This window comes from Nonomuraea sp. NPDC002799 (assembly GCF_053592075.1).
In genome coordinates this window covers 815,452-839,146 of the sequence record NZ_JBSFVA010000001.1, presented here as the reverse complement: position 1 = coordinate 839,146, position 23,695 = coordinate 815,452, and the positions used below count along the sequence as shown (strand labels likewise).

At 67.4% G+C, this 23,695-nt stretch carries 35 protein-coding genes; 31 read left to right on the top strand and 4 right to left on the bottom strand.

What is annotated here, in order from left to right:
- Positions 1-6: 6 nt before the first annotated feature.
- The 28 genes from rplV (at position 7) to truA (ending at position 15,721) form a co-directional block, all read left to right on the top strand.
- Positions 7-360: a 50S ribosomal protein L22 gene (rplV, locus tag ACWD0F_RS03815; protein WP_148439696.1), complete on the top strand. Its 354-nt coding sequence runs from the start codon at positions 7-9 to the stop codon at positions 358-360.
- Entirely contained in the window at positions 360-1,226 is an 867-nt protein-coding gene (gene rpsC, locus ACWD0F_RS03810) for a 30S ribosomal protein S3 (protein WP_449872355.1), read from the top strand. The genes rplV and rpsC overlap by 1 nt, the downstream gene beginning before the upstream one ends.
- 2 nt (positions 1,227-1,228) lie before the next feature.
- Positions 1,229-1,648: a 50S ribosomal protein L16 gene (gene rplP / locus ACWD0F_RS03805; protein ID WP_449872354.1), complete on the top strand. Its 420-nt coding sequence runs from the start codon at positions 1,229-1,231 to the stop codon at positions 1,646-1,648.
- Positions 1,648-1,884, top strand: coding sequence for a 50S ribosomal protein L29 (gene rpmC, locus ACWD0F_RS03800; RefSeq protein WP_449872353.1), 237 nt, complete (start codon positions 1,648-1,650; stop codon positions 1,882-1,884). Before rplP ends, rpmC begins: the two co-directional genes overlap by 1 nt.
- Positions 1,877-2,170 (top strand): 30S ribosomal protein S17, encoded by a 294-nt coding sequence (gene rpsQ, locus ACWD0F_RS03795; protein ID WP_449872352.1) that lies wholly within the window; start codon positions 1,877-1,879, stop codon positions 2,168-2,170. Before rpmC ends, rpsQ begins: the two co-directional genes overlap by 8 nt.
- A gap of 194 nt (positions 2,171-2,364) precedes the next feature.
- The gene (rplN, locus tag ACWD0F_RS03790; RefSeq protein ID WP_106253399.1) at positions 2,365-2,736 is read left to right on the top strand and encodes a 50S ribosomal protein L14; all 372 of its coding nucleotides are present in this window, start codon (positions 2,365-2,367) and stop codon (positions 2,734-2,736) included.
- Positions 2,736-3,044, top strand: a complete 309-nt coding sequence (gene rplX / locus ACWD0F_RS03785; protein ID WP_449872351.1) for a 50S ribosomal protein L24 — start codon at positions 2,736-2,738, stop codon at positions 3,042-3,044. Before rplN ends, rplX begins: the two co-directional genes overlap by 1 nt.
- Entirely contained in the window at positions 3,044-3,619 is a 576-nt protein-coding gene (gene rplE, locus ACWD0F_RS03780) for a 50S ribosomal protein L5 (RefSeq protein WP_449872350.1), read from the top strand. Before rplX ends, rplE begins: the two co-directional genes overlap by 1 nt.
- 4 nt (positions 3,620-3,623) lie before the next feature.
- On the top strand, positions 3,624-3,809 hold the full coding sequence (locus ACWD0F_RS03775) for a type Z 30S ribosomal protein S14 (RefSeq protein ID WP_345558132.1): 186 nt from the start codon (positions 3,624-3,626) through the stop codon (positions 3,807-3,809).
- 166 nt (positions 3,810-3,975) lie between these two features.
- Entirely contained in the window at positions 3,976-4,374 is a 399-nt protein-coding gene (gene rpsH / locus ACWD0F_RS03770; RefSeq protein ID WP_449872349.1) for a 30S ribosomal protein S8, read from the top strand.
- A 16-nt stretch (positions 4,375-4,390) separates the two neighbouring features.
- On the top strand, positions 4,391-4,933 hold the full coding sequence (rplF, locus tag ACWD0F_RS03765; protein ID WP_449872348.1) for a 50S ribosomal protein L6: 543 nt from the start codon (positions 4,391-4,393) through the stop codon (positions 4,931-4,933).
- Positions 4,934-4,935: 2 nt separating this feature from the next.
- Positions 4,936-5,319, top strand: coding sequence for a 50S ribosomal protein L18 (gene rplR / locus ACWD0F_RS03760; RefSeq protein ID WP_449872347.1), 384 nt, complete (start codon positions 4,936-4,938; stop codon positions 5,317-5,319).
- Positions 5,320-5,344: 25 nt separating this feature from the next.
- Positions 5,345-5,974, top strand: coding sequence for a 30S ribosomal protein S5 (gene rpsE, locus ACWD0F_RS03755; RefSeq protein WP_449872346.1), 630 nt, complete (start codon positions 5,345-5,347; stop codon positions 5,972-5,974).
- Between the two features lie 2 nt (positions 5,975-5,976).
- Complete coding sequence (rpmD, locus tag ACWD0F_RS03750; protein WP_262849257.1) at positions 5,977-6,159, top strand: 50S ribosomal protein L30; 183 nt, start codon at positions 5,977-5,979, stop codon at positions 6,157-6,159.
- Between the two features lie 2 nt (positions 6,160-6,161).
- Positions 6,162-6,617, top strand: a complete 456-nt coding sequence (rplO, locus tag ACWD0F_RS03745) for a 50S ribosomal protein L15 (RefSeq protein ID WP_449872345.1) — start codon at positions 6,162-6,164, stop codon at positions 6,615-6,617.
- Between the two features lie 167 nt (positions 6,618-6,784).
- Positions 6,785-8,089 (top strand): preprotein translocase subunit SecY, encoded by a 1,305-nt coding sequence (secY, locus tag ACWD0F_RS03740; protein WP_449872344.1) that lies wholly within the window; start codon positions 6,785-6,787, stop codon positions 8,087-8,089.
- Positions 8,089-8,739 carry an adenylate kinase gene (locus ACWD0F_RS03735; RefSeq protein WP_449872343.1) on the top strand — a complete coding sequence of 217 codons (651 nt, stop codon included), beginning with the start codon at positions 8,089-8,091 and terminating at the stop codon, positions 8,737-8,739. The genes secY and ACWD0F_RS03735 overlap by 1 nt, the downstream gene beginning before the upstream one ends.
- A gap of 107 nt (positions 8,740-8,846) precedes the next feature.
- The gene (gene map / locus ACWD0F_RS03730; RefSeq protein ID WP_449872342.1) at positions 8,847-9,656 is read left to right on the top strand and encodes a type I methionyl aminopeptidase; all 810 of its coding nucleotides are present in this window, start codon (positions 8,847-8,849) and stop codon (positions 9,654-9,656) included.
- Between the two features lie 29 nt (positions 9,657-9,685).
- A complete protein-coding gene (locus ACWD0F_RS03725) occupies positions 9,686-10,114 on the top strand; it encodes a DUF1707 SHOCT-like domain-containing protein (RefSeq protein ID WP_449872341.1) in 429 nt (142 codons plus the stop codon).
- Positions 10,115-10,216: 102 nt separating this feature from the next.
- Entirely contained in the window at positions 10,217-10,621 is a 405-nt protein-coding gene (locus tag ACWD0F_RS03720; protein WP_449872340.1) for a hypothetical protein, read from the top strand.
- Between the two features lie 292 nt (positions 10,622-10,913).
- A complete protein-coding gene (infA, locus tag ACWD0F_RS03715) occupies positions 10,914-11,135 on the top strand; it encodes a translation initiation factor IF-1 (protein ID WP_012887858.1) in 222 nt (73 codons plus the stop codon).
- A gap of 24 nt (positions 11,136-11,159) precedes the next feature.
- Entirely contained in the window at positions 11,160-11,273 is a 114-nt protein-coding gene (gene rpmJ, locus ACWD0F_RS03710; protein ID WP_003956441.1) for a 50S ribosomal protein L36, read from the top strand.
- Between the two features lie 217 nt (positions 11,274-11,490).
- A complete protein-coding gene (gene rpsM / locus ACWD0F_RS03705; RefSeq protein ID WP_449872339.1) occupies positions 11,491-11,871 on the top strand; it encodes a 30S ribosomal protein S13 in 381 nt (126 codons plus the stop codon).
- Positions 11,872-11,916: 45 nt separating this feature from the next.
- Positions 11,917-12,321: a 30S ribosomal protein S11 gene (rpsK, locus tag ACWD0F_RS03700; protein ID WP_012887860.1), complete on the top strand. Its 405-nt coding sequence runs from the start codon at positions 11,917-11,919 to the stop codon at positions 12,319-12,321.
- A 20-nt stretch (positions 12,322-12,341) separates the two neighbouring features.
- Entirely contained in the window at positions 12,342-12,968 is a 627-nt protein-coding gene (gene rpsD / locus ACWD0F_RS03695; protein ID WP_449872338.1) for a 30S ribosomal protein S4, read from the top strand.
- Between the two features lie 105 nt (positions 12,969-13,073).
- The gene (locus ACWD0F_RS03690; RefSeq protein ID WP_345558105.1) at positions 13,074-14,090 is read left to right on the top strand and encodes a DNA-directed RNA polymerase subunit alpha; all 1,017 of its coding nucleotides are present in this window, start codon (positions 13,074-13,076) and stop codon (positions 14,088-14,090) included.
- A 132-nt stretch (positions 14,091-14,222) separates the two neighbouring features.
- On the top strand, positions 14,223-14,768 hold the full coding sequence (gene rplQ / locus ACWD0F_RS03685) for a 50S ribosomal protein L17 (RefSeq protein ID WP_449872337.1): 546 nt from the start codon (positions 14,223-14,225) through the stop codon (positions 14,766-14,768).
- 74 nt (positions 14,769-14,842) lie between these two features.
- Entirely contained in the window at positions 14,843-15,721 is an 879-nt protein-coding gene (truA, locus tag ACWD0F_RS03680; RefSeq protein WP_449872336.1) for a tRNA pseudouridine(38-40) synthase TruA, read from the top strand.
- Here the strand turns inward: truA and ACWD0F_RS03675 are convergent.
- The 3 genes from ACWD0F_RS03675 to ACWD0F_RS03665 all read right to left on the bottom strand — a co-directional run bounded on the left by ACWD0F_RS03675 (position 15,686) and on the right by ACWD0F_RS03665 (position 20,196).
- Positions 15,686-17,767: a hypothetical protein gene (locus ACWD0F_RS03675; protein WP_449872335.1), complete on the bottom strand. Its 2,082-nt coding sequence runs from the start codon at positions 17,765-17,767 to the stop codon at positions 15,686-15,688. The two genes, truA and ACWD0F_RS03675, sit on opposite strands and share 36 nt — an antisense overlap.
- 347 nt (positions 17,768-18,114) lie before the next feature.
- Complete coding sequence (locus tag ACWD0F_RS03670; protein ID WP_449872334.1) at positions 18,115-19,413, bottom strand: hypothetical protein; 1,299 nt, start codon at positions 19,411-19,413, stop codon at positions 18,115-18,117.
- Positions 19,414-19,437: 24 nt separating this feature from the next.
- On the bottom strand, positions 19,438-20,196 hold the full coding sequence (locus ACWD0F_RS03665; protein ID WP_449872333.1) for a CAP domain-containing protein: 759 nt from the start codon (positions 20,194-20,196) through the stop codon (positions 19,438-19,440).
- 304 nt (positions 20,197-20,500) lie between these two features.
- Between ACWD0F_RS03665 and rplM the strand changes: the two genes are divergently transcribed.
- The 3 genes from rplM to glmM are packed head-to-tail and all read left to right on the top strand — an operon-like array spanning position 20,501 to position 22,845.
- Complete coding sequence (rplM, locus tag ACWD0F_RS03660) at positions 20,501-20,944, top strand: 50S ribosomal protein L13 (RefSeq protein WP_449872332.1); 444 nt, start codon at positions 20,501-20,503, stop codon at positions 20,942-20,944.
- Positions 20,945-20,972: 28 nt separating this feature from the next.
- Entirely contained in the window at positions 20,973-21,497 is a 525-nt protein-coding gene (gene rpsI / locus ACWD0F_RS03655) for a 30S ribosomal protein S9 (RefSeq protein WP_449872331.1), read from the top strand.
- 1 nt (position 21,498) lies between these two features.
- On the top strand, positions 21,499-22,845 hold the full coding sequence (glmM, locus tag ACWD0F_RS03650) for a phosphoglucosamine mutase (RefSeq protein WP_449872330.1): 1,347 nt from the start codon (positions 21,499-21,501) through the stop codon (positions 22,843-22,845).
- 57 nt (positions 22,846-22,902) lie between these two features.
- Here the strand turns inward: glmM and ACWD0F_RS03645 are convergent, their stop codons facing one another.
- Entirely contained in the window at positions 22,903-23,619 is a 717-nt protein-coding gene (locus ACWD0F_RS03645; protein WP_449872329.1) for an ABC transporter permease subunit, read from the bottom strand.
- Positions 23,620-23,695 lie beyond the last annotated feature (76 nt).

Below are 23,695 nucleotides of genomic sequence, written 5' to 3'. Positions count from 1 at the left end.
TAAGCGATGGAAGCCAGGGCTCAGGCGCGGTTCGTCCGTGTCACGCCCCTCAAGGCCCGCCGCGTGGTGGACCTTATTCGCGGGCTGCCCGCTTCGGAGGCGCAGGCCGTACTGCAGTTCGCTCCCCAGTCGGCGAGCGAGCCGATCTACAAGGTGCTCAGCAGCGCCATGGCGAACGCTGAGCACAACTTCGATCTCGACCCCAACACGCTCTTCGTGAGCCGTGCCTGGGTGGACGAGGGCCCGACGCTGAAGCGGTTCCGTCCGCGTGCACAGGGTCGCGCCTATCGGATCAACAAGCGGACGAGCCACATCACTGTGATCGTGGAGTCCCGCGAGCCGAAGGGAAGGACCCGATAGTGGGCCAGAAGGTTAACCCGCACGGGTTCCGCCTCGGCATCACGACCGACTTCAAGAGCCGGTGGTACGCCGACAAGCTGTACAAGGCATACGTCGCCGAGGACGTGGCGATCCGCCGCATGCTGCAGAAGGGCATGGAGCGGGCCGGCATCTCCAAGGTCGAGATCGAGCGCACCACGGACCGCGTTCAGGTGGACATCCACACCGCGCGTCCCGGCATCGTGATCGGCCGCCGCGGCGCCGAGGCGGACCGTATCCGTGGCGACCTGGAGAAGCTGACCAAGAAGCAGGTTCAGCTCAACATCCTCGAGGTCAAGAACCCGGAGATCGACTCCCAGCTCGTCGCGCAGGGCGTGGCCGAGCAGCTCTCCAGCCGTGTCTCGTTCCGTCGTGCCATGCGCAAGGCGATGCAGTCGGCCATGAAGTCCGGCGCCAAGGGCATCCGTGTCCAGTGCTCCGGTCGTCTGGGCGGCGCCGAGATGTCGCGGTCGGAGTTCTACCGCGAGGGCCGTGTGCCGCTGCACACGCTTCGCGCGGACATCGACTACGGCTTCTACGAGGCCCGTACGACCTTCGGCCGCATCGGCGTGAAGGTCTGGATCTACAAGGGCGAGGCTCCGACCAGCCGCGCCGAGCGCGAGGCCGCCGCCGCAGGCGCCCGTGCCGGCCAGCGTCGTGACCGCGACGACCGTCGCGGTGGCGGCGGTGGCGGTGGCGGTGGCGGTGACCGTCCGCGTCGTGGTGGCGGCGGCGACCGTCCCCGTCGTGGTGGCGGCCGTGGCGACCGCGCCCCCCGCAACGAGGCGGCCGCACAGGCCGCCCCCGAGACCGGCCCGGCTGCGCAGCCGGGTGCTGAAGGGAGCTGACCATGCTGATCCCGCGCAGGGTCAAGCACCGCAAACAGCACCGGCCCGACCGCAGCGGAGCCGCCAAGGGCGGCACCAGGGTCGTGTTCGGCGAGTACGGCATTCAGGCGATTGAGCACTCCTACGTGACCAACCGCCAGATCGAGTCCGCTCGTATCGCCATGACCCGTCACATCCGTCGTGGCGGCAAGGTGTGGATCAACATCTACCCCGACCGTCCGCTCACCAAGAAGCCTGCTGAGACCCGCATGGGTTCCGGTAAGGGTTCGCCGGAGTGGTGGATCGCCAACGTCAAGCCCGGACGCGTCATGTTCGAGCTGTCCGGCGTGGCGGAGTCGGTCGCACGTGAGGCCCTCACCAGGGCCATTCACAAGCTGCCGATGAAGTGCAAGATCGTTAAGCGTGAAGTGGGTGAGGCGTGATGGCTAAGGGCCTGACCGCCGGCGAGCTGCGAGTGGAAGACCAGGACACCCTGGCCCAGAAGCTCAAGGAAGCCAAGGAGGAGCTGTTCAACCTCCGCTTCCAGTCAGCGACCGGTCAGTTGGAGAGCCACGGGCGGCTGCGTGCCGTTCGCCGCGAGATCGCCCGTATCTACACCGTGATGCGCGAGCGCGAGCTCGGCATCGTCACGGTCGAGAAGGAGACGAGCGATGGCTGAGACCGAGACAAGCACCACTGAGGAGACCGAGGCCGGGCGGCATTTCCGCAAGGTCCGGGAGGGCCTCGTCGTCAGCGACAAGATGGACAAGACCGTCGTCGTCGCCGTCGAGGACCGCGTGAAGCACCGTCTGTACGGCAAGGTCATCCGCCGTACGACCAAGTACAAGGCGCACGACGAGGCCAACGCCTGTGGCGTGGGCGACCGCGTGCTGCTCATGGAGACCCGCCCCCTCTCCGCCACCAAGCGGTGGAGGGTCGTGGAGATCCTCGAGAAGGCCAAGTAACACTCCTTCTCGGATATACCGCGCCTCGTGGGGGCTCTCAGAGCCCCCATGACGGCGTCCAAGGACGCGAGGCCGGCAGGCCTCGCGTCGCCTGCGGTGCGGCCCTCTCAGGGGGGTTGTGGCCGGGGGAACAAGACAACAGCGGTTCCGCCAGGCTCAGGAATGAGAACCGGCGCGACTAACAGGAGTTGAACGTGATCCAGCAGGAGTCGCGGCTCAAGGTCGCCGACAACACGGGGGCGAAGGAAATCCTTTGCATCCGTGTTCTCGGTGGCTCGGGCCGACGCTACGCCGGTATCGGCGACATCATCGTCGCCACTGTCAAGGACGCGCTGCCGGGCAGCACGGGCGTCAAGAAGGGCGACGTCGTCAAGGCCGTCATCGTCCGCACGGTCAAGGAGCGCCGCCGGCCCGACGGCTCCTACATCCGTTTCGACGAGAACGCCGCCGTCATCATCAAGGACAGCGGCGACCCTCGTGGCACTCGTATCTTCGGCCCGGTCGGCCGCGAGCTGCGCGACAAGAAGTTCATGCGCATCATCTCGCTCGCGCCGGAGGTGCTGTAATGCCGAAGCTGCTGCATGTGAAGAAGGGTGACCTGGTTCAGGTCATCGCCGGCAAGGACAAGGGTGCCAAGGGTCACGTCATCGCCACCCTCCCCCACGTGGACCGCGTGGTGGTCGAGGGCGTCAACATGATCAAGAAGCACACCAAGGAGACCCACCAGGGTCCGCGCGGCGCCAAGACCGGCGGCGTGCAGTCCATGGAGGCTCCTATCCACGTCTCGAACGTGAAGAAGCTCAAGGACGACAAGCCCGCCGAGAAGAAGGCCGACGAGAAGAAGGCCGACGACGAGACGGGTGAGGACAGCTGATGACTGCGACGACCACTGAGACCGAGCGCCCGACGCCGCGACTCAAGACGAAGTACCGCGAGGAGATCGCGGCCCAGCTTCGCGAGCAGTTCGGCATCGAGAACGTCATGCAGATCCCCGGTCTGACCAAGATCAAGGTCAACATGGGTGTCGGCGAGGCGGCTCGTGACTCCAAGCTCATCGAAGGCGCCGTTCGCGACCTCACCGTGATCACCGGGCAGAAGCCGGCCGTCGTCCGCGCGCGCAAGTCCATCGCCCAGTTCAAGCTGCGCGAGGGCATGCCGATCGGCGCGCACGTCACGCTGCGCGGCGACCGTATGTGGGAGTTCCTCGACCGGCTGCTGTCGCTCGCGCTGCCCCGTATCCGGGACTTCCGCGGTCTGTCGCCCAAGCAGTTCGACGGCAACGGCAACTACACGTTCGGTCTGACCGAGCAGGTCATGTTCCACGAGGTCGACCAGGACAAGGTCGACCGGCCGCGGGGCATGGACATCACGATCGTGACCACCGCGACGAACGACGACCAGGGCCGGGCGCTGCTGAAGCTCCTCGGGTTCCCCTTCAAGGAGGCCTGATCCAATGGCGAAGAAGTCGCTGATCGCCAAGGCGGGGCGCAAGCAGAAGTTCGAAGTCCGGGCGTACACGCGGTGCACGCGTTGTGGCCGGCCGCGCGCCGTCTACAAGAAGTTCGGGCTCTGCCGCGTGTGCTTCCGCGAGATGGCGCACCGGGGCGAGCTGCCCGGCATCACCAAGTCCAGCTGGTAGATACCCTTGGGGGCGGCCTTGAGTCGCCCCTGAGCGGTGCTATCGGCCGCACATATCCAGCAAAGACCAGGACGCTCTCTCGTGGAGCGTCCATGACCGCGCCGAAGGTCCACCGGTAGAGCACTGCTTCACCGACTGGAAACCGCGGCGAGGAAGGCCACTGGCCATGACGATGACCGACCCGATCGCAGACATGTTGACGCGTCTGCGAAACGCGAACTCGGCGTACCACGACAGCGTGACGATGCCGTACTCGAAGATCAAGGCGCACATCGCCGAGATCCTCCAGCAGGAGGGTTACATCCAGGCTTGGGTCGTCGAAGACGCCAAGGTTGGCAAGAACCTCGTGGTGGAGCTCAAGTTCGGCCCTACCCGTGAGAAGTCGCTCGCGGGCCTGCGCCGAGTTTCCAAGCCCGGTCTGCGGGTTTATGCAAAGAAGGACAATCTGCCTCGAGTCCTGGGCGGGCTGGGCGTCGCGATCATCTCGACGTCCGCCGGTCTCATGACCGACAAGCAGGCCGGCAAGCGTGGCGTGGGCGGGGAAGTCCTCGCCTACGTCTGGTAGAGGGGAGGAACACAGCATGTCGCGAATCGGACGGCTGCCCATCCCTGTGCCAAGTGGCGTCGACATCACGATCACCGGTCAGGATGTCCAGGTCAAGGGCCCGAAGGGCACGCTTTCTCACAAGGTCGCGGACCCGATCAAGGTCGACCGCGACGACGACGGCGCCATCGCCGTCAGCCGACCCAACGACGAGAACAAGGTCCGTGCGCTGCACGGCCTGTCCCGGACGCTGATCGCCAACATGGTGCAGGGCGTCACTCAGGGGTACTCCAAGACCCTGGAGATCGTCGGCGTCGGTTACCGCGTTCAGGCCAAGGGCCCGACGCAGCTGGAGTTCGCACTGGGCTTCAGTCACCCGGTCATCGTCGAAGCCCCCGCGGGCGTCACCTTCCGTGTCGACAAGCCGACCCTGTTCCACGTGGACGGCATCGACAAGCAGAAGGTCGGCGAGGTCGCGGCCAACATTCGCAAGTTGCGCAAGCCTGACCCGTACAAGGGCAAGGGCGTGCGTTACCAGGGTGAACAGATCCGCCGCAAGGTCGGAAAGGCTGGTAAGTAGGCATGGCTCCGAAGACTGCGTTCAGCAAGCACACGGCTGCCCGCACCGTCTCGCGGGCCCGCCGTCACCGCCGCGTCCGCAAGAACGTCGTCGGCACGACTGCGCGTCCGCGCCTGGTCGTCAACCGGTCGACCCGTCACATGTTCGTCCAGATCGTGGACGACACCGCCGGCCACACGCTGGTGAGCGCGTCCACCATGGACGCCTCGCTGCGCACGCTGGGGGCGGACAAGACGGAGAAGGCGAAGAAGGTCGGCGAGCTCCTCGCTCAGCGGGCCAAGGAAGCCGGGATCACGGCGGTCGTCTTCGACCGCGGTGGCAACCGCTACGCCGGCCGCATCGCGGCTCTGGCGGACAGCGCTCGCGAAGGCGGGCTCGAGTTCTGATGGCAACTGAGATGAGGAACCACTGATGGCTGCAGCTCCGCGTCGCGGTGGCGGCACCGGTGGCGAGCGGCGTGACCGTCGTGATGATCGCCGCGGTGGCGCCGCTGACAAGGGCGTCTCGTACATCGAGCGTGTAGTGAAGATCAACCGAGTGGCCAAGGTCGTGAAGGGTGGTCGTCGCTTCAGCTTCACCGCCCTCGTCATCGTCGGTGACGGCAACGGCATGGTCGGCGTCGGCTACGGCAAGGCCAAGGAAGTTCCCGCGGCCATCGCCAAGGGCGTCGAAGAGGCGAAGAAGCACTTCTTCAAGGTGCCGCGGATCCAGGGCACCATCCCGCACACCGTGCAGGGTGAGGAGGCGGCCGGTGTCGTCTTCCTGCGTCCCGCCTCGGCCGGTACCGGCGTCATCGCCGGTGGCCCGGTGCGTGCGGTCCTGGAGTGCGCGGGCATCCACGACGTGCTGTCCAAGTCGCTCGGCTCGGACAACCCGATCAACATCGTGCACGCCACCGTGGCGGCTCTGAAGGGCCTCTCGCGGCCCGAGGAGATCGCCGCCCGCCGTGGCCTGCCGATCGAGGACGTGGCTCCGGCCCGGATGCTCAGGGCTCAGCGCGAGGGCATCGCCGAGGCCGCGGCCGCGAAGGCGGTGAGCTAGTCATGGCGCGTTTGAAGATCACTCAAACTCGCTCGAAGATCGGCGGCAAGCAGAACCAGCGTGACTCGCTGCGTTCGCTTGGCCTGAAGCGAATCGGCGACGTCGTCGTCAAGGAGGACCGTCCCGAGATTCGCGGGATGGTCTCCGTGGTGACGCACCTCGTCGAGGTGGAAGAGGTCGACTAGTCATGACTGACAAGGCTCCGCTCAAGATTCACGACCTGCGTCCCGCCCCTGGCTCCAACAAGTCCAAGATCCGCAAGGGTCGTGGCGAGGCGTCCAAGGGTAAGACGGCCGGTCGCGGCACCAAGGGCAGCCGCGCCCGTACGACGGTCCCCCTCGGTTTCGAGGGTGGCCAGGTGCCGCTGCAGAGGCGTCTGCCGAAGCTCAAGGGCTTCTCCAACGCGCTGTTCAAGACGACCTACCAGGTCGTCAACCTGGACAGGCTCGGTGAGCTGTTCCCCGACGGTGGCGATGTCACCGTCGAGACGCTCGTCGCCAAGGGCGCTGTCCGCAAGAACCAGCTCGTGAAGGTGCTCGGCACCGGCGAGATCACCGTCGCGGTCAACGTGCGGGCTCACGCCTTCTCGTCCGCCGCGAAGGAGAAGATCGCCGCGGCCGGTGGCTCCGTTACCGAGCTGTAAGAGCTATTACGAGGCGTGGGGGCTTTGACAAATGCCCCCACGCCCGTAGTGCGTTAGAGTTCGCGAGACGGCAGGCATCTGTCCGGCTCGTCAGACCTAAGACTTGAGATGGCAGATCCCCGCACCATCGCATACTCACACCGCCGTAAAGGCGCGCAGGAGGGACCGTGCTGACCGCGTTTACCCGGGCGTTCCGGACACCGGACCTGCGCAAGAAGTTGCTCTTCACTCTGGGCATCATCGCGCTATTCCGCCTCGGTTCGGTTCTTCCGACTCCGGGAGTTCACGTCCAGAACCTCGCGGCCTGTTTCGATCAGGCCCGTAACGGAGCCGCCGGCAACATCTACGGGATGGTGCAGCTTTTCAGCGGTGGTGCGCTCCTGAAGCTGTCGGTGTTCGCGCTGGGCATTATGCCGTACATCACCGCGAGCATCATTCTCCAGTTGCTCGTCGTGGTGATTCCACGTCTTGAGGCGCTGAAGAAGGAGGGACAGGCCGGTCAGACCAAGATCACGCAGTATACGCGTTATCTGACCATCGGTCTTGCCGTCCTCCAGTCCACCGCCTTCATCGCGCTGGCCCGCACCGGCCAGCTCTTCCCCAACTGCCAGCAGGACGTGCTGCTCGACCCCGACAACATCTTCCAGATCGTCACGATGGTCGTCATCATGACGGCGGGCACGTCGGTGATCATGTGGCTCGGTGAGCTCATCACCGACCGCGGTGTCGGCAACGGCATGTCCATCCTCATCTTCACCCAGGTCGTCGCGGTCTTCCCGTCCGAGCTGGCCAGCATCTTCCAGGCCAACAAGTTCACCTTCACGGTCGTCATGGTCGTGGGCATCTTCATGATCGCCGCGGTCGTCTTCGTCGAGCAGGCGCAGCGCCGCATCCCGGTCCAGTACGCCAAGCGGATGGTCGGGCGCCGGATGTACGGCGGCACGTCTACCTACATCCCGCTGAAGGTCAACCAGGCCGGCATCATCCCGGTGATCTTCGCGTCCTCGCTGCTCTACCTGCCGCAGCTTGTCACCTCGCTCTTCCAGACGACGGACAACGCGGCGATCCGGTGGATCTCGCAGAACCTGGCCACGGGCGACACGCCCATCTACATGGCCACGTTCTTCCTCTTGATCATCTTCTTCACGTACTTCTACGTGTCCATCACCTTCAACCCCACTGAAGTCGCGGACAACATGAAGAAGTACGGTGGGTTCATTCCGGGCATCCGTCCTGGCCGGCCGACGGCTGAATACCTCAACTTCGTGCTCACCCGTCTGACCGCGCCTGGCTCGCTGTACCTGGGGCTGATCTCCATGGTTCCGATCGTCGCGCTGGCGGTGTCGGGAGCGAGCCAGAACTTCCCGTTCGGAGGGACGAGTATTCTGATCATGGTAGGCGTCGGCCTGGACACGGTTAAGCAGATCGAGAGCCAGCTTCAGCAGCGCAACTACGAAGGTTTCCTGCGGTAGTGCGTCTCGTTCTGGTCGGGCCCCCCGGAGCGGGTAAGGGGACACAGGCCCAGTACATCGCATCGAACCTGTCCATCCCGAAGATCTCGACAGGTGACATCTTCCGTGCCAACGTCTCCGGCGGCACGGACCTTGGAAAACTGGCCAAGACGTACATGGACCGTGGCGACCTGGTGCCCGACGAGGTCACCATCGCCATGGTCCGTGACCGGCTCTCGGAGGACGACGCGCAGGACGGTTTCCTGCTCGACGGCTTTCCGCGCAATGTCGCGCAGGCGGAGATCCTGCGCGACATGCTCAAGGACTGGGGTCAGGCTCTTGACCTGGTCCTTGAGCTCGTGGTCGACGACGACGAGGTGGTCAGGCGGCTGGCCGGCCGCCGCACCTGCAGTCAGTGCGGCCGCATCTGGCACGTCGAGTTCGACGACAAGAAGGACGACAAGTGCGACGCGTGCGGGGGCGCGCTGTTCCAGCGTGACGACGACAAGGAGGGGACCGTCAGGCATCGTCTGGAGGTCTACCAGGAGCAGACGGCGCCGCTGGTCTCCTACTACGCCGACGAGGGCATCCTCGTGGGGGTGGACGCCACCGGCCCGGTCGAAGAGGTCACTCAGCGGGCTATGGACGCGATTCGCCCTTTCATGGGGTAGCCGCAGCAGGACCGATTGCGGAGGTGGCACGGGTTTCCGTGCCACCTCGCGGCTATTGTGGGGAATTGGGCTCCCAGGTGGCCCGTTGAGACCCAGGGGGGCTGAAGATGTTCAAGCGGAACAGGCACGGAATCCAGATCAAGTCGCCGGAGCAGCTCGACAAGATGCGGGCGGCCGGTCTGGTGGTCGGGCGCACGCTCGACCTGTTGAAGCGTTCGGTCGAGCCGGGCATGACGCCCCTCGACCTCGACGTCATAGCCGAGAAGGCGATCAGGGACGCGGGGGCGATCCCATCGTTCAAGGGCTACCAGGGCTTCCCCGCCACGATCTGCGCGTCGGTCAACGACGAGGTGGTGCACGGCATCCCGACCGACGCCCGCAAGCTCTGCGAGGGCGACGTGATCTCGATCGACTGCGGCGCCATCCTTGAGGGCTGGCACGGCGACTCGGCCGTCACGGTGCCGGTCGGCGAGGTGGACCCCAAGCTGACGGAGCTCATGCGGGTCACGGAGGAGTCGATGTGGCGCGGCATCGCCGCGCTGACGCCCGGCCGGCACCTGTCCGACATCGGCTACGAGGTGGAGCGGTACGTCAAGTCCCAGGGCCGCTTCGGCATCCCCCAGGAGTACGGAGGCCATGGCATCGGCACCGAGATGCACATGGACCCGTGGATCGCCAACCACGGCAAGCCGGGCCGGGGCCCGATGCTGGAGGAGGGCATGTGCCTGGCGATCGAGCCCATGGTCAACCTGGGCACCGACCGCACGCGCGTGCTGTCCGACGACTGGACCGTGGTAACGATCGACGGCAAGCAGTCCGCACACTTCGAACACAGCGTTGCCGTGACACATAATGGTCCTTGGGTGCTAACCGCTCTAGATGGGGGCGAAGAGCGCCTGGCCGAGTTGCGTACGTAAGAGCTTTTTCTAGGCGGGAGTGGACCGGGATGGCCAACAGCCCCGAGATGCGTGCGTCCGACTCCGATCGCGACCGGGTGGCTGCCGTCCTCCGCGAGCACACCGCGCAGGGCCGGATCACGATGGACGAGTTCAACGACCGGCTCGAACAGCTCTATACGAGCAAGACCTATGGTGAGCTGGCCAAGCTGACGACCGATCTGCCCGACGTGGACATGCGCCACCTGCCGGTCAAGGCCACCCCCAAGCCGGCCGCCAAGTCCGGGATGCATCCCGGCATGCGGGCGGCCTGGGGCGCGTGGGCCACGGCCAGCAGTATCAACTGGGTCATCTGGTTAATCGTGAGCGTTTCGTCGGACCACTTCATCTACCCGTGGCCGCTGTGGGTGATGGGCCCGTGGGGCGTGGTGCTGCTGATGAGCACCATCTTCGGGAGCGGGCCGTCCAAGCGCCGCTAGCGCTGTGTGCACTTGTGCACTGTGTGCATTCGTGCGCAGTCCGGATATAGCCGGATTCGTAACGTGAGGCGTGTCGGGAACACGACTCACGGAGGAACCAAAATGCGCAAGATCCTTGCTGCGGCCGCTGTCGCCGGTTCGATGGCCCTCACCGGTCTCGCCGTCGCCCCCGCCGCCCAGGCGGCCACCGTCACGACCGCCTCGTCCGCCTCGACGTCGAACTGGGGTGTCTACCACTCCAGCAACAACAAGGCGCACACCTACGGCAAGACCTGGAAGAAGAACGGCAAGCTCTACACCCACTGGTACGGCAAGGAGTCCACGTCCAAGAAGGGCTACGTGTGGTTCCGGTACACCTACAAGAGCGGTGGCGGGAGTAAGCGGGTCTACTCCTGGAACGGGTCGGCCAACGCCCAGTTCAGCCTCAAGAACGTCAAGCGGCTGTACACCTACACCTGCTGGGGCGGCCAGTTCAAGTACTGCGGCTCGGAGCACCGCATCTACTAAGAGCTTCATCCCCTCAAGGCCCGCCGGGACCTCTCCCTCGGCGGGCCTTCTCGTGTGTCGTTCGTGGCGTGTCCCGAGCGGGAGTGAGCGTGGGGTAGACTCTTACATGGTTGTGTCAGGACACCTGGCACGCGTTTCGCGTTTTAGTCTCAGGTGTCGTACACTCCTTAGTCGGCTCACTATGACTCATCACGCGTCGGCGATCTTGATCGCCGCTCTCTTCGAGGCGTGGGGTCGCGGCTGCTTAGTGAACCGGAGCCTCAGACGATCGATCAGTGAAACGCGAGGAATTTTGGCCAAGAAAGACGGCGCCATCGAGATCGAGGGCACTGTGGTCGAGTCGCTCCCGAACGCCATGTTCCGGGTGCAGCTCGACAACGGCCATAAGGTCCTGGCCCATATCAGCGGGCGGATGCGGATGCACTACATCCGAATCCTGCCGGATGACCGGGTAGTCGTTGAACTGAGCCCCTACGACCTCAGTCGTGGGCGGATCGTCTACCGATACAAGTAAGACGTCTGAGGAACACGAAGGACAATGAAGGTAAAGCCGAGCGTCAAGAAGATCTGCGACAAGTGCAAGGTGATCCGCCGGCACGGTCGCGTCATGGTGATCTGCGACAACCTGCGCCACAAGCAGCGCCAGGGCTAGTCGCCGCAAGGCTCCTCCGAGTCCGCCCCGTCAGGGAGCGGGCTCGACGCATGAGGAGCCTGAAGTCAGCAATCGCGTCTTACACCTGACGAAGCGGGCCTTTCGGGGCCTGAACCGTTCAGGAGACCCCCGGTCGGAGGCCGGGGCCCTCACCCCGGGCATTGGGGAGGGGTAGTGAGGCGCAAGACCTCCGCCAAAAGAAGGAGAATGCCCGACCATGGCTCGCCTGGTTGGCGTCGACCTCCCCCGCGAGAAGCGGCTGGAGATCGCTCTCACCTACATCTACGGAATCGGCCGCACCCGCGCCCTGGAGATCCTCCAGGCCACGGGCGTCAGCGGCGACCTCCGCGTGCACCAGCTCTCCGACACTGAGCTCGTCCCGATGCGTGACTACATCGAGGCGAACTACAAGATCGAGGGTGACCTGCGCCGCGAGGTCCAGGCCGACATCCGCCGCAAGATCGAGATCGGTTGCTACCAGGGCATCCGGCACCGCAAGGGCCTTCCGGTCCACGGTCAGCGCACGCAGACCAACGCGCGCACCCGTAAGGGCAAGAAGAAGACCGTCGCCGGCAAGAAGAAGCCCGGTAAGAAGTAGTCCACGCAGCCGCGGGACCGAACACCTCAGGAGTGAAGGCAAAGGATGCCTCCTAAGAGCCGCCAGGGTGCGCCCAAGAAGGTGCGCCGCAAGGAAAAGAAGAACGTCGCTCACGGGCACGCCCACATCAAGAGCACGTTCAACAACACGATCGTCTCGATCACCGACCCTTCGGGCAACGTGATCTCCTGGGCCAGCGCCGGCCACGTGGGTTTCAAGGGCTCCCGTAAGTCCACCCCGTTCGCCGCTCAGATGGCCGCCGAGAACGCCGCTCGCCGTGCCATGGAGCACGGAATGCGCAAGGTTGACGTCTTCGTCAAGGGTCCCGGCTCCGGCCGTGAGACCGCGATCCGCTCGCTGCAGGCCACCGGCCTCGAAGTGGGCTCGATCCAGGACGTCACCCCGGTTCCGCATAACGGTTGCCGTCCGCCGAAGCGCCGCCGCGTCTGACCCCCAGGAGATAGTGAGAAATGGCTCGTTACACGGGCGCGGACTGCAAGCTCTGCCGTCGCGAGAAGACCAAGCTCTTCCTCAAGGGCAGCAAGTGCGAATCCGCTAAGTGCCCCATCGAAATCCGTCCTTACCCTCCGGGTGAGCACGGTCGCGGACGTCCCAAGGAGTCCGAGTACCAGCTTCAGCTTCGTGAGAAGCAGAAGACCCGCCGCATCTACGGCGTCCTCGAGAAGCAGTTCCGCAACTACTACGAGGAGGCCGCGGGCAAGAGCGGCAAGTCGGGTGAGGTGCTGCTCCAGATCCTGGAGAGCCGTCTCGACAACGTCGTCTACCGCGCCGGTTTCGCCCAGTCGCGTGACGCGGCCCGCCAGCAGGTGCGCCACGGCCACATTCTGGTGAACGGCCACAAGGTGGACATCCCGTCCTACCGCGTGCGCGAGCACGACATCATCGAGGTGCGCGAGACCAAGCGCAACCTGCTGCCCTACGAGGTCGCTCGGGCGACCGCGGGCGAGCGCACGGTTCCGCCGTGGCTCGGCGTCGTGCCCGAGAAGCTTCGCGTCCTGGTGCACCAGCTGCCGGTTCGCCAGCAGATTGACACCCAGGTCCAGGAGCAGCTCATCGTCGAGTACTACTCCAAGTAGTCACTCGTTCGTTTAGTTCGGGTACGTCACGGCGTACCCGAACTAAACTGTTTAACGGAGTGGCGTCATATAGCGGGCGCCACACGAAAAGGGGAGTTCCCACACATGCTGATCGCTCAGCGTCCGACTCTTCTCGAAGAGTCGATCGACGACACCCGGTCCCGATTCGTCATCGAGCCGCTGGAGCCGGGCTTCGGCTACACCATCGGCAACTCGCTGCGCCGCACGCTGCTGTCGTCCATTCCGGGCGCGGCCGTGACGAGCATCCGCGTCGAGGGCGTGCTGCACGAGTTCTCGACCGTTCCCGGGGTCAAGGAAGACGTCACCGACATCATCCTCAACCTCAAGGAACTGGTCGTCTCCTCCGAGCACGACGAGCCGGTCGTGATGTACCTGCGCAAGCAGGGCCCGGGTGAGGTCACCGCCGCCGACATCGCGCCCCCGGCCGGTGTCGAGGTGCACAACCCCGAGCTGCGCATCGCCACGCTCAACGGCAAGGCGAAGCTGGAGATGGAGCTGACCGTCGAGCGCGGTCGCGGCTACGTCTCCGCCGCGCAGAACAAGCAGCCGGGCCAGGAGATCGGCCGCATTCCGATCGACTCGATCTACTCCCCGGTGCTCAAGGTCACGTACAAGGTCGAGGCGACCCGAGTCGAGCAGCGTACCGACTTCGACCGTCTCATCCTCGACGTCGAGACCAAGCCCGCGATGAAGCCCCGCGACGCGGTGGCCTCCGCCGGCAAGACGCTCGTCGAGCTCTTCGGCCTGGCCCGTGAGCTCAACGTCGAGGCCGAGGGCATCGACATCGGCCCGTCGCCGACCGACGCCGCCCTGGCCGCCGACCTGGCGCTGCCGATCGAGGAGCTGAACCTGACCGTTCGCTCCTACAACTGCCTCAAGCGCGAGGGCATCCACACCGTGGGTGAGCTCGTCGCTCGCAGCGAGCAGGACCTGCTCGACATAAGGAACTTCGGCGCCAAGTCGATCGAAGAGGTCAAGCAGAAGCTGCACGAGATGACGCTGGCGCTCAAGGACTCCCCGCCCGGGTTCGACCCGAGCGCGGTGGCCGGCGGCGGCTACGACGACGACGACAGCGCCTACGTCGAGACCGAGCAGTACTGATCCTCGCGCCGCCCGGAGCCTGCTCCGGACGGCGCCGGCGTGAACGTAACGGTGTCGCGGAACAGCCGTGACGCCGGCCCGACCCCGGTACCTGGTACGGCCGGGGCGGGTTAACCCACAAGGAGCGATGAAATGCCCAAGCCCACCAAGGGTGCACGTCTTGGCGGCAGCCCGGCGCACGAGCGGCTGATCCTGGCGAACCTCGCCACCGATCTGTTCCGCCACGGCAAGATCCGCACCACCGTGACCAAGGCCAAGCGCCTTCGCCCGGTGGCGGAGCGCCTGATCACCAAGGCGAAGAAGGGCGACATCCACAACCGTCGCCAGGTCCTGGCCATCGTCAAGGACAAGGGCGTGGTTCACCACCTCTTCACCGACCTCGCGGTGACGTTCGCGGAGCGTCCCGGTGGCTACACCCGGATCACCAAGATCGGTGCGCGTAAGGGCGACAACGCCCCGATGGCGGTCATCGAGCTGGTGACCGAGCCGCTGAACGCCGTCACGACCCGCCGCACCGAGGCTCCGGCCGCCGCCCCGGCGCCCGCCGCCGAGGAGACCGAGGAGACCCCGGCCGAGGCTCCCGAGGCCGCCGCCGAGGAGAGCACCGAGGCTTCTTCGGAGACCGAGGCCCCCGAGGCCGAGGCTCCCAAGGCTGAGTCGAAGAAGGACGAGGCCTGATCTTTCAGGCTGGTTGAAACGGGCCCGGACCCCTGACGGGGGTTCGGGCCCTTTCCGTTTCTAGGAGGATCATCGTGGTACGGCTCCGCCTCGACCTCGCGTACGACGGGACCGACTTCTCCGGATGGGCCAAGCAGCCCGCGCGCCGGACGGTTCAGGGCGAGATCGAGCAGGCGCTCGGGCGGATCCTGCGTCTCGGCGGGCCGGCGGAGCTGACCGTGGCCGGCCGTACCGACGCAGGGGTGCACGCGCGCGGGCAGGTCGCGCACGTGGACGTGCCGGACGGAGCACTGGCCGAGCTCGACGGGAACCGGGGGCCGCTGGGCGTCGATGAGCGGCTCGCTGCGCTGGTGCGACGGCTCGGCGGTGTCCTGCCGCCGGACGTAAGGATTTATCGGGTCTCGGTGGCTTCTGAGGGCTTTGACGCCCGGTTCTCGGCCATGTTCCGGCGGTACGCGTACCGGGTGAGCGACGCGGTGGGCGGCGTCGACCCGCTGCGGCGGCGCGAGGTGGTCTGGCACAACCGGCCGCTGGACCTGGGCGCGCTGAACGCGGCGGCGGCCCGGCTGCTCGGCGAGCACGACTTCGCGGCCTTCTGCAAGAAGCGTGAAGGCGCGACCACGATCAGGGAGCTGCAGCGGCTGGACTGGGTACGCGAGCCCGGCGGGATGCTGGTGGCGACCGTCGTGGCGGACGCCTTCTGTCACTCGATGGTGCGGGCGCTGATCGGCTCGCTGCTGGCCGCCGGTGACGGGCGCCGGCCGGTGGAGTGGCCGGGGGAGGTGCTGACGCGGGCCGTACGCGACTCGGGGGTGCACGTGGCGCCCGCGCACGGGCTGTGCCTGGAGGAGGTCGGCTATCCGGCGGCGGCCGCACTCGCCGCGCGGGCCGAGGCCACGCGGCGGGTGCGGACGCTCTCAGCCCTTGGTGACGCGGCGCTCGAGGACGAGTGAGGTCTGGTCGCGGAACGCCCCGCTGACCTTGGGCAGCGTCTTCTCCTTTGAGTCAGGGGTGTGGCCGTCGGCGTGGGTGGCGTAGCTGAAGACGATGTAGCGGCCCCAGACCATGCCCGCCGCGTAGCCGCCCGCGATGTGCACGCGCTCGCCTCCGCTGCCTGCCGCGCCCGGGAGGGGGCGGAACCAGATGTTGCGGCCGAGGTTCTTGGCCTGGTCGGCGCCGGCCGCCGCCTCCTTGGTCGGCAGGACGGCTATGCCGGTGGTGACGGCGTAGTGGCGCTTGCTGTCGACGTATGTGGCTCGGAGCACCCGCGTGCACTTCTGCGCCTTCAGCGCGTCCGCGAACGCTCCGGTGGCGGCCTTGTCGCAGCTCGTCTCCATGTGGGCCTTGACCCGGGTGAACGTCGTGCCCGCCGCGCTGACCTTCTTCTTCGGGAACGCCTCCGACAGTGACAACTTCTGCGGGTCGGTCTGCTCGGAGTTGAGCACGGACGTGCCGCTGGCGTCGGGGGGCGGGGTGGCGGCCGGCTCGGCGGAAGGTGGTGGCGACGTGGTGGCGCGGGTGGCGGCCGTGGTGGGGGCGGGGGGGCTCACGGCCTGGTAGGCGAAGAAGCCGCCGGTGGCCACGCCTGCCAGGGCCAGGGCGCCGAGGGTGACGAACAGGGCTCGTCTGCTTCTGCCCGGCGGGGTGGGGGGTGGGGGCGGGGTCTGGAACGGGGGTTGTTTGAACGCTCCCGGAGGGAAGGCTGGGCTGCCGCCTGGGGGGAGTTCGAGGGGGGTCGTGGGCTTATGTCCCCACGTGTCTCTGGGGAAAGGGAGCTCGGGCAGTTTGTCACCGGTTGCGGGGGTGGGGGGCCAGACGGGTATGTCGCCTGGCTCTGGCGGGTGGGACGTGGGGTGGGGGTCGAAGTGGTGGGGTGGCTGGGTGCCTTCTTGGGGGGGTGCGACGGGGGCTGAGAGGGGGGTGGTGCGGGGTCGTGGCGAGGGGCCCTGCTGGGCGGTGGGTGCCGGGTTCGGCTGGGTCTCGCCAGGGTGCGTGGTCCCGTGCTCCTGGGTGTCTGGGCGCTCGGTCGCCGGCGCGGTCGTGGTGGGGAGCGGGGTGGTGGGTGCGGTCGGACCGTAGTGCGGGGTGGTGGGGGTGGTTGCGCCGTGGTGCGGGGTGGTGGGTGCGGTTGCACTGGGGTGGGGGGTTGCGGGCGCGGTCGTGGTGGGGAGCGGGGTGGTAGGTGCGGTTGCACCGTAGTGCGGGGTGGTGGGTGCGGTTGCGGTGGGGTGGGGGGTTGCCGGCGCGGTCGTGGTGGGAAGCGGGGTGGTGGGTGCGGTCGCACCGTAGTGCGGGGCCGTGGGGGCGGCTGGGTAGGGCGTGTCTGAGCGGGCTGTGTCCCGTTTGGCGGCTTCTGGGTCGAAATAGTGGGCCGGGCGGGGGAAGCCTTCTGGGTTTGTGGCGTTCGGGTCGAAGCGTGGCGCAGTGTCCGGGTCGTCGGGTTCGGCGACCAGTTCGCCTGTGGCGGCCGGCCAGGTCGGCATGGCGTGCGGGTCCGTGACGGGTTGCGGCCACACCTGCATGCCCGCGGCGGCGGCGGTGAACGCCGGTGGCGGCTCCCAGGGCGGCGCGCCGGGCACCACCGGCGTCCCCGGCCAGGGGGCAGGTTGCTGCTCCTCGGACCGGCTCTGGCCGGCGGTCTGCGGGTGATCTGCCCAGCCCCGGTCGGCTCGCAGGTGGCCGGGGCGCGTGAGGTCGTCGTCCTGGGAGCCTGTCAGGCCCTGGTCGGCCTGCGGCCAGCCGGCCGGGGGGTGGTCCCCTCGCGGCCTCTCGGTCATGGAGTGGTCCCCTCGCGCCCATTCGGTGTGCGGGCCGCCGCTGTGCGGGCGGTCGCTTGAGGACCATTCGGTGTGCGGGCCGCCGCTTGAGGACCATTCGGTGTGCGGGTCGCTGCTGTGCGGGCCGTCGTCGGTTGAGGACCGTGCTGCGTGCGGGTCGTCGTGTGCGTGCAGGGCGTCGTCGGCGAACCAGTCGTAGGGTGCGACATCGTCCTCGTACACCTCCCACGGCTGTGCGGCGGCGCCCCACCCGGACGGCTGCCCGGCGTCCGGCGGGCCGGGTGGCGATCCTTGGCTGACGGGTATGACAGGCCGCCCCTCGGCGCCTGCCTCCGGCGAAGGAGGGGTCGCCGATGGAACGTCTCGTCCGTTGGTCTGGCCGAAGCTCGGCGGTGGCGTCGCGGGTGCGGCCGAGCTGTCGGCCTCCCCGCGACCGTGCTCAGACCCGGGTTCCTGGCCACGCATAGGGGGAGCCTAGCGAGAGAGGCGAGATCGTTATGTCGGTATGGGCGTTCCCAGAAGGATCCGGCATCCCGTTTGGGGGGTAAACGGGTACAAAGCCGGTTTCGCTAGAGGGGACTGCCGGTCAGGGTGCGGTTGTCCAGGGCCTTGAAGACGGTGGCCTTGGTGATGTCGTCCATGGCGGCGAAGAGCTGCTTGGAGCCCTTGCTGTCCGGCTTCGTGCCGTCCTTGTTCTGGAACCAGACCATGATCGCGTAGTGGCCGTGCGTCCAGATCTTGGCGCCGCCGCTGCCCGAGCCGAGCAGCTTGGTGACACTGTCCTTACCCGCCAGGGGCTTCACATAGTTCGTCGTGTCGCCGGCTTTGGCCACCTTGCCGGCGGTCTTGCTGGTCGTGAGGTTGGCCACGCCGACCGTGCCGATCACCTTGCCGGCCTTGTCGCGGAAGCTGGCGCGTACGAGCTGGTTGCACTTGCCGGACTTGAGCGCCTTCTGCAGCGTGCTGCCCAGGGCGCCGTCGGCGCACTTCTTGTCCTTGGTGGTGATCGTCATCTCGTAGTCGCGGCCGGAGACTTTGATCTTCTTCTTGGAGCCGAAGACCTCCTTGACCGTGATCGGATCGGGGTCCGTCGAGCGGTCGGTGGCGAAGCCGTACTTGCCGGGCGGGGCCGACGGCAGCGGCGCGGAGGTCGCGCGGGTGGACTCGGCCGCGGTGGGGTCGGCGCCGCCGGCGTTCCACATCAGGGCGAGGCCGCCGCCGAGCAGGGCCAGCGTGGCGACTCCGCCGAGCGCGAACCAGAGCGGGGCGCGCGAGGTCCGGCCCTCGTCGTACGGGCTCCACCCCACCTTGCTCTGCTGGGGCTGGGGCGCCTTCTCGGTGGCGGCATCGGCTTCGGGGGCGTCGTCGCCGCGTTTCCTGCGGGAGCGGCGGGACTGCTTGTCGGGATCCTGGGGCTGGCCGGGCCCGCCGGCCGGGGGCTGAGCGGGGTTCGACATCCCGTAGGGCGCCGCGCCCTGGGGGCTGTTGCCGCCCCCGCCGAAGGACGAGCCGCCGCCCTGGCCGAAGGACGAGCCCCCGCCCTGCGGGCCCGGCCCGTTCGGGCCCTGGGCGCCAGGCCCGAACATCGAGCCGCCGCCCTGCGGGTTGTTGCCCGGCCCTTGGGGGCCGTTGCCCTGGGGGCCGGGTTCGAAGAACGAACCGCCCTGGGAGTTGCCGCCGGCGGCGGCGAAGGCGGATCCGCCTGGAGAGCCGTTCTGGGAGCCGTTGCCCCCATCGAAGAGGGAACCGCCCGTGCCCTGAGAGCCGTTGCCCATCCCGAAGGGGGCACCGCCCGGCTCCTGGGGTGCTCTCCCCATGCCGTAAGGCGCGCCGCCCGTGCCGTTTTCACGTTCCTCGGGAAAACCCATGCGGCGACATTACCGTGATGTTCGTCATTGGGTTCCGAAGTCCTGGGTCCACCATGGGCCGCCGGGGCCCGCCGCGACGCCGACGCCGATGGACTTCAGGCGGCAGTTCAGGATGTTCCCGCGGTGGTCGGGGTTGTCCAGCCAGCCGCGTACGGCCGCTTCTGAGCTGCTGTAACCGGCGCCGATGTTCTCCGCGGCGCCGAAGCGGTAACCGGCGCGCTCCATCCGGTCCCAGGGGGACCCCCCGTCGGGGGAGTTGTGCGCGAGCAGCCCGGTGCGGGCCATCTCCAGGGAGTGCGCCCGCGCCGAGTCGGTCAGGCGGCTGTCCACCCGGAGCGGCCCGCAGCCCTTCCTGGCCCTGGCCTCGTTGGTGAGGGTGACGACCGCGGGGGCCAGGCCCCCGATCACCCGCACGCCGTCGAGATGGTCGGTGAGCACCGCGGGATCGTCCTGCGAGTTGAACCCGGAGATCTGGTCCTGGGCGGTCTTGGACGGCTTGGGCGTGCTCCTGCCGCGCGGGACGGTGGAGGTCGTGAGCTTCCTGGGGATGCGTTCGGCCTGCGGCTGCGCCTTTCTGACGGCCGTGGGGGCCGGGTTGGCCGTGGCGGCGGCGGGCGGGGCGGTCTCGTTCAGGTAGACGTGGGGGGTCGGCTCGGCGTCGTCGGTCAGCCGGCCGATCAGCACGCCCGTGAACAACACCGTCAAGAGGCAGGCCAGCACGCCCAGGTGACTCCGGCGCCGAGCGCCCTGCTGGGTTTGCCGGGTGTGAGAGTTCCGCCACATACCGCCGTCAACGATAGGGATGTCTGGTCCTGTGAAAGAAGAGGTCCCAGGGAAACGAAATGGAACCGTTCTGCGTCGGGTAGACTGACCGAGCGTTACCGGTCTTTTGACCTGTCCGCCTTCGGGCGGGTAACGTAGTCGTCTGTTGTGTGCATAGGTCCAGCGTGACCAATGCGCGGCGCGTCCGGCGTCATCTCCCATATCGAGGAGACGGGTACGGGACGTCGTGTGCCCGCACCGACCGACAAATGTTGCTGTCACATCCGACAGCGCCGAAGACGCGAGCATAAAGAAGGCTACGACCGTGCGCACGTACTCACCGAAGCCCGCCGACGTCCAGCGTCAGTGGTACGTCATCGACGCGACCGATGTCGTGCTGGGCCGGCTGGCCAGCCACGTCGCGATCCTGCTCCGCGGCAAGCACAAGCCGATCTTCGCCAATCATGTCGACACCGGTGACTTCGTCGTCATCATCAACGCCGACAAGATTGCGCTGACCGGTAACAAGCGTGAGCAGAAGAAGGCGTACCGCCACTCGGGCTACCCGGGCGGTCTGCGTTCCGTCAGCTATGGCGAGCTCATGGACAAGCGGCCCGACAAGGCAGTGGAGAAGGCCGTCAAGGGCATGCTCCCGAAGAACTCCCTCGGCCGGAAGATGGCCAAGAAGCTCAAGGTCTACGCGGGTTCTGAGCACCCGCACCAGGCCCAGCAGCCGGTGCCGTTCCAGATCACCCAGATCGCCCAGTAGTAGTTCGCGAAAGATTCAGAGGAGAACCGTGGCTGAGCCCACCGGTGTCGAGACGGTCGTTGAGACGGCTGAGCTGGAGGAGACCTCCAGCGAGGAGTTCCCTTCCGAGTACACCACCGAGTCCACCGCCAGCGCTGACGCTCCCGTGCGCAAGCCCGTCACGACGGGCAACTCGTACGGCACCGGCCGCCGTAAGGAGTCGATCGCCCGCGTGCGCATCGTCCCCGGCACCGGCAAGTGGACGATCAATGGCCGAACGCTGGACGGCTATTTCCCCAACAAGGTCCACCAGCAGATCGTCAACGAGCCCTTCGTGGTGCTCGGTGCCGAAGAGGCGTTCGACGTCATCGCGCGCATCGACGGCGGCGGTGTGACCGGTCAGGCCGGCGCGCTGCGCATGGGTCTGTCCCGCGCCCTCGCGGTGCTGGACGTCGAGGTCAACCGCCCGCCGCTGAAGAAGGCCGGCTTCCTCACCCGTGACGCCCGCGCCACGGAGCGGAAGAAGTACGGCCTCAAGAAGGCCCGCAAGGCTCCGCAGTACAGCAAGCGCTAAGTTGGCGCGCCTTTTCGGCACCGACGGGGTACGTGGGGTCGCTGGTCGCGACCTCACGGCCGAGCTCGCCATGGACCTCGCGGTCGCGGCGGCTCATGTCCTCGGCGATGCGGGCGCGTTCGCCGCTACCGGACGTCGTCCGGTAGCGGTCGTGGGCCGGGACCCGCGTGCCTCGGGAGAGTTTCTCGAGGCCGCAGTGGTCGCCGGCCTCGCGGCGTCTGGAGTGGATGTGCTGCGCCTCGGCGTGCTGCCCACCCCGGCCGTCGCCCACCTCACCGCCGCGCTCGGCGCCGACCTCGGCGTCATGTTGTCGGCGTCGCACAACCCGGCGCCGGACAACGGCATCAAGTTCCTGGCCCGCGGCGGCTTCAAGCTGTCCGACAAGGTCGAGGACGAGATCGAGCGGCGGCTGGGCGAGGAGTGGAGCTTTCCGGTCGGCTCGGCCGTAGGCCGCGTGCGCGACGCGTACGGTGAGGCCGACCGTTACATCTCCCACGTGCTGACCACCATGAACGCGGCCCTCGACGGCCTGTCGATCGTGGTCGACTGCGCTCACGGCGCCGCCCACATGGTGGCTCCCGAGGCGCTGGTGCGCGCGGGCGCCAGGGTCGAGGCCATCGGCGCTCGGCCCGACGGCCTGAACATCAACTCGGGCCTCGGCTCCACCCATCTGGACAAGCTCCAGCAGGTGGTCGTGTCGCGCGGGGCGGACCTGGGCGTGGCCTACGACGGAGACGCCGACCGCTGCCTGGCGGTCGACCACACCGGTGCGGTCATCGACGGCGACCACATCATGGCCATCCTGGCCGCCGCCATGCACGGCGAGGGGCTGCTGCGCAAGGACACCGTGGTCGCGACCGTGATGTCCAACCTGGGCTTCAAACTGGCCATGAGCGGCGCCGGCATCAACGTGGTGGAGACCGCGGTGGGCGACCGCTACGTGCTGGAGCGCATGAAGTCCGACGGCTACAACCTGGGTGGTGAACAGTCGGGCCACGTCATCATGCTCGACCACGCCACCACGGGCGACGGCCTGCTCACCTCGCTGCATCTGCTGGGCGTGGTGGCCAAGTCGGGCGTGCCGCTGAAGGAGCTGGCCGCGGTGATGACGCCGCTGCCGCAGATCCTGATCAACGTCAAGGGCGTGGACCGGGCCAAGGCATCCGTGCCCGAGCTCGTCGCCGCCGTGGCCGTCGCCGAGGCGGAGCTCGGGGAGACCGGGCGGGTGCTGATCAGGCCGAGCGGGACCGAGCCGATGATCAGGGTGATGGTCGAGGCCGCTTCGGAGGAGCACGCCAACCTGGTCGCGGGGCGGCTCGCCGACGTGGTGCGGACGGCCTGCGTCTAAGTTTTTTTGTCGAAGGGGTACGGCCATACGGTCGTACCCCTTCGTCATGTCCTGCGGCTATTCGTCCCCGGTCAGCGAGAACGCCCGGAGCCGGAGACTGGCCCACAGGACGCCGCCGACGGTGACCACGATCAGGGCGGGCACGGCGAAGCCCAGCGAGACGTCCGTCTTGAGGAACGGCGAGCTGGTGAACTGGTCGGCGATCACCTGGCCCCAGTGCTGGATCGAGAACTTGCGCGCCCCCGGGATGAAGCCCCCCACCAGGCTCTCCCAGACCAGCGCGTAGATGACGCCGATCGTGACCGCGTGCCTGGTGATGACGCCGAGCAGCAGGAAGACCGCGGCGTACGCGATGCCGGCCACCAGGACGCCCACCGCGAAGCCCAGGGCGATGCCGTCCTCGTCGCGGATGAGCAGCCAGGCCGCGATGTAGGTCGGGACGGCCGCGAACACCGCCAGCAGCGTGGCCGCCACCAGGAACTTCGTCTGGGCGATGACCGGGCGGGAGATCGGCTTGGACATCAGGTGGATGATCGTGCCGTCGTCGATCTCCGGGGCGATGACGCCGGTGCCGGCGATCAGGCCGAGCAGCGGCAGCATGGTGCCGATCGCGAAGCCCTGCAGGAGCAGCACGGCCGAGCGCTGGTCGGCGCTGCCCACCAGGCGCAGCAGCACGGCCAGGCCGATCAGGGCCAGCGGGAGCAGGATGAGCAGGATGATGCGGCGGCGGCCGAGCAGAGAGCGGTAAGTAATGCCCGCTACGACGGTATTCATGGCCTCACTCCGTTCGGCGACTCGGTCGCCCGATGCCGCCACCTTCCTCCGCTCTGGTCGCTTCGCTCCCGCCGCT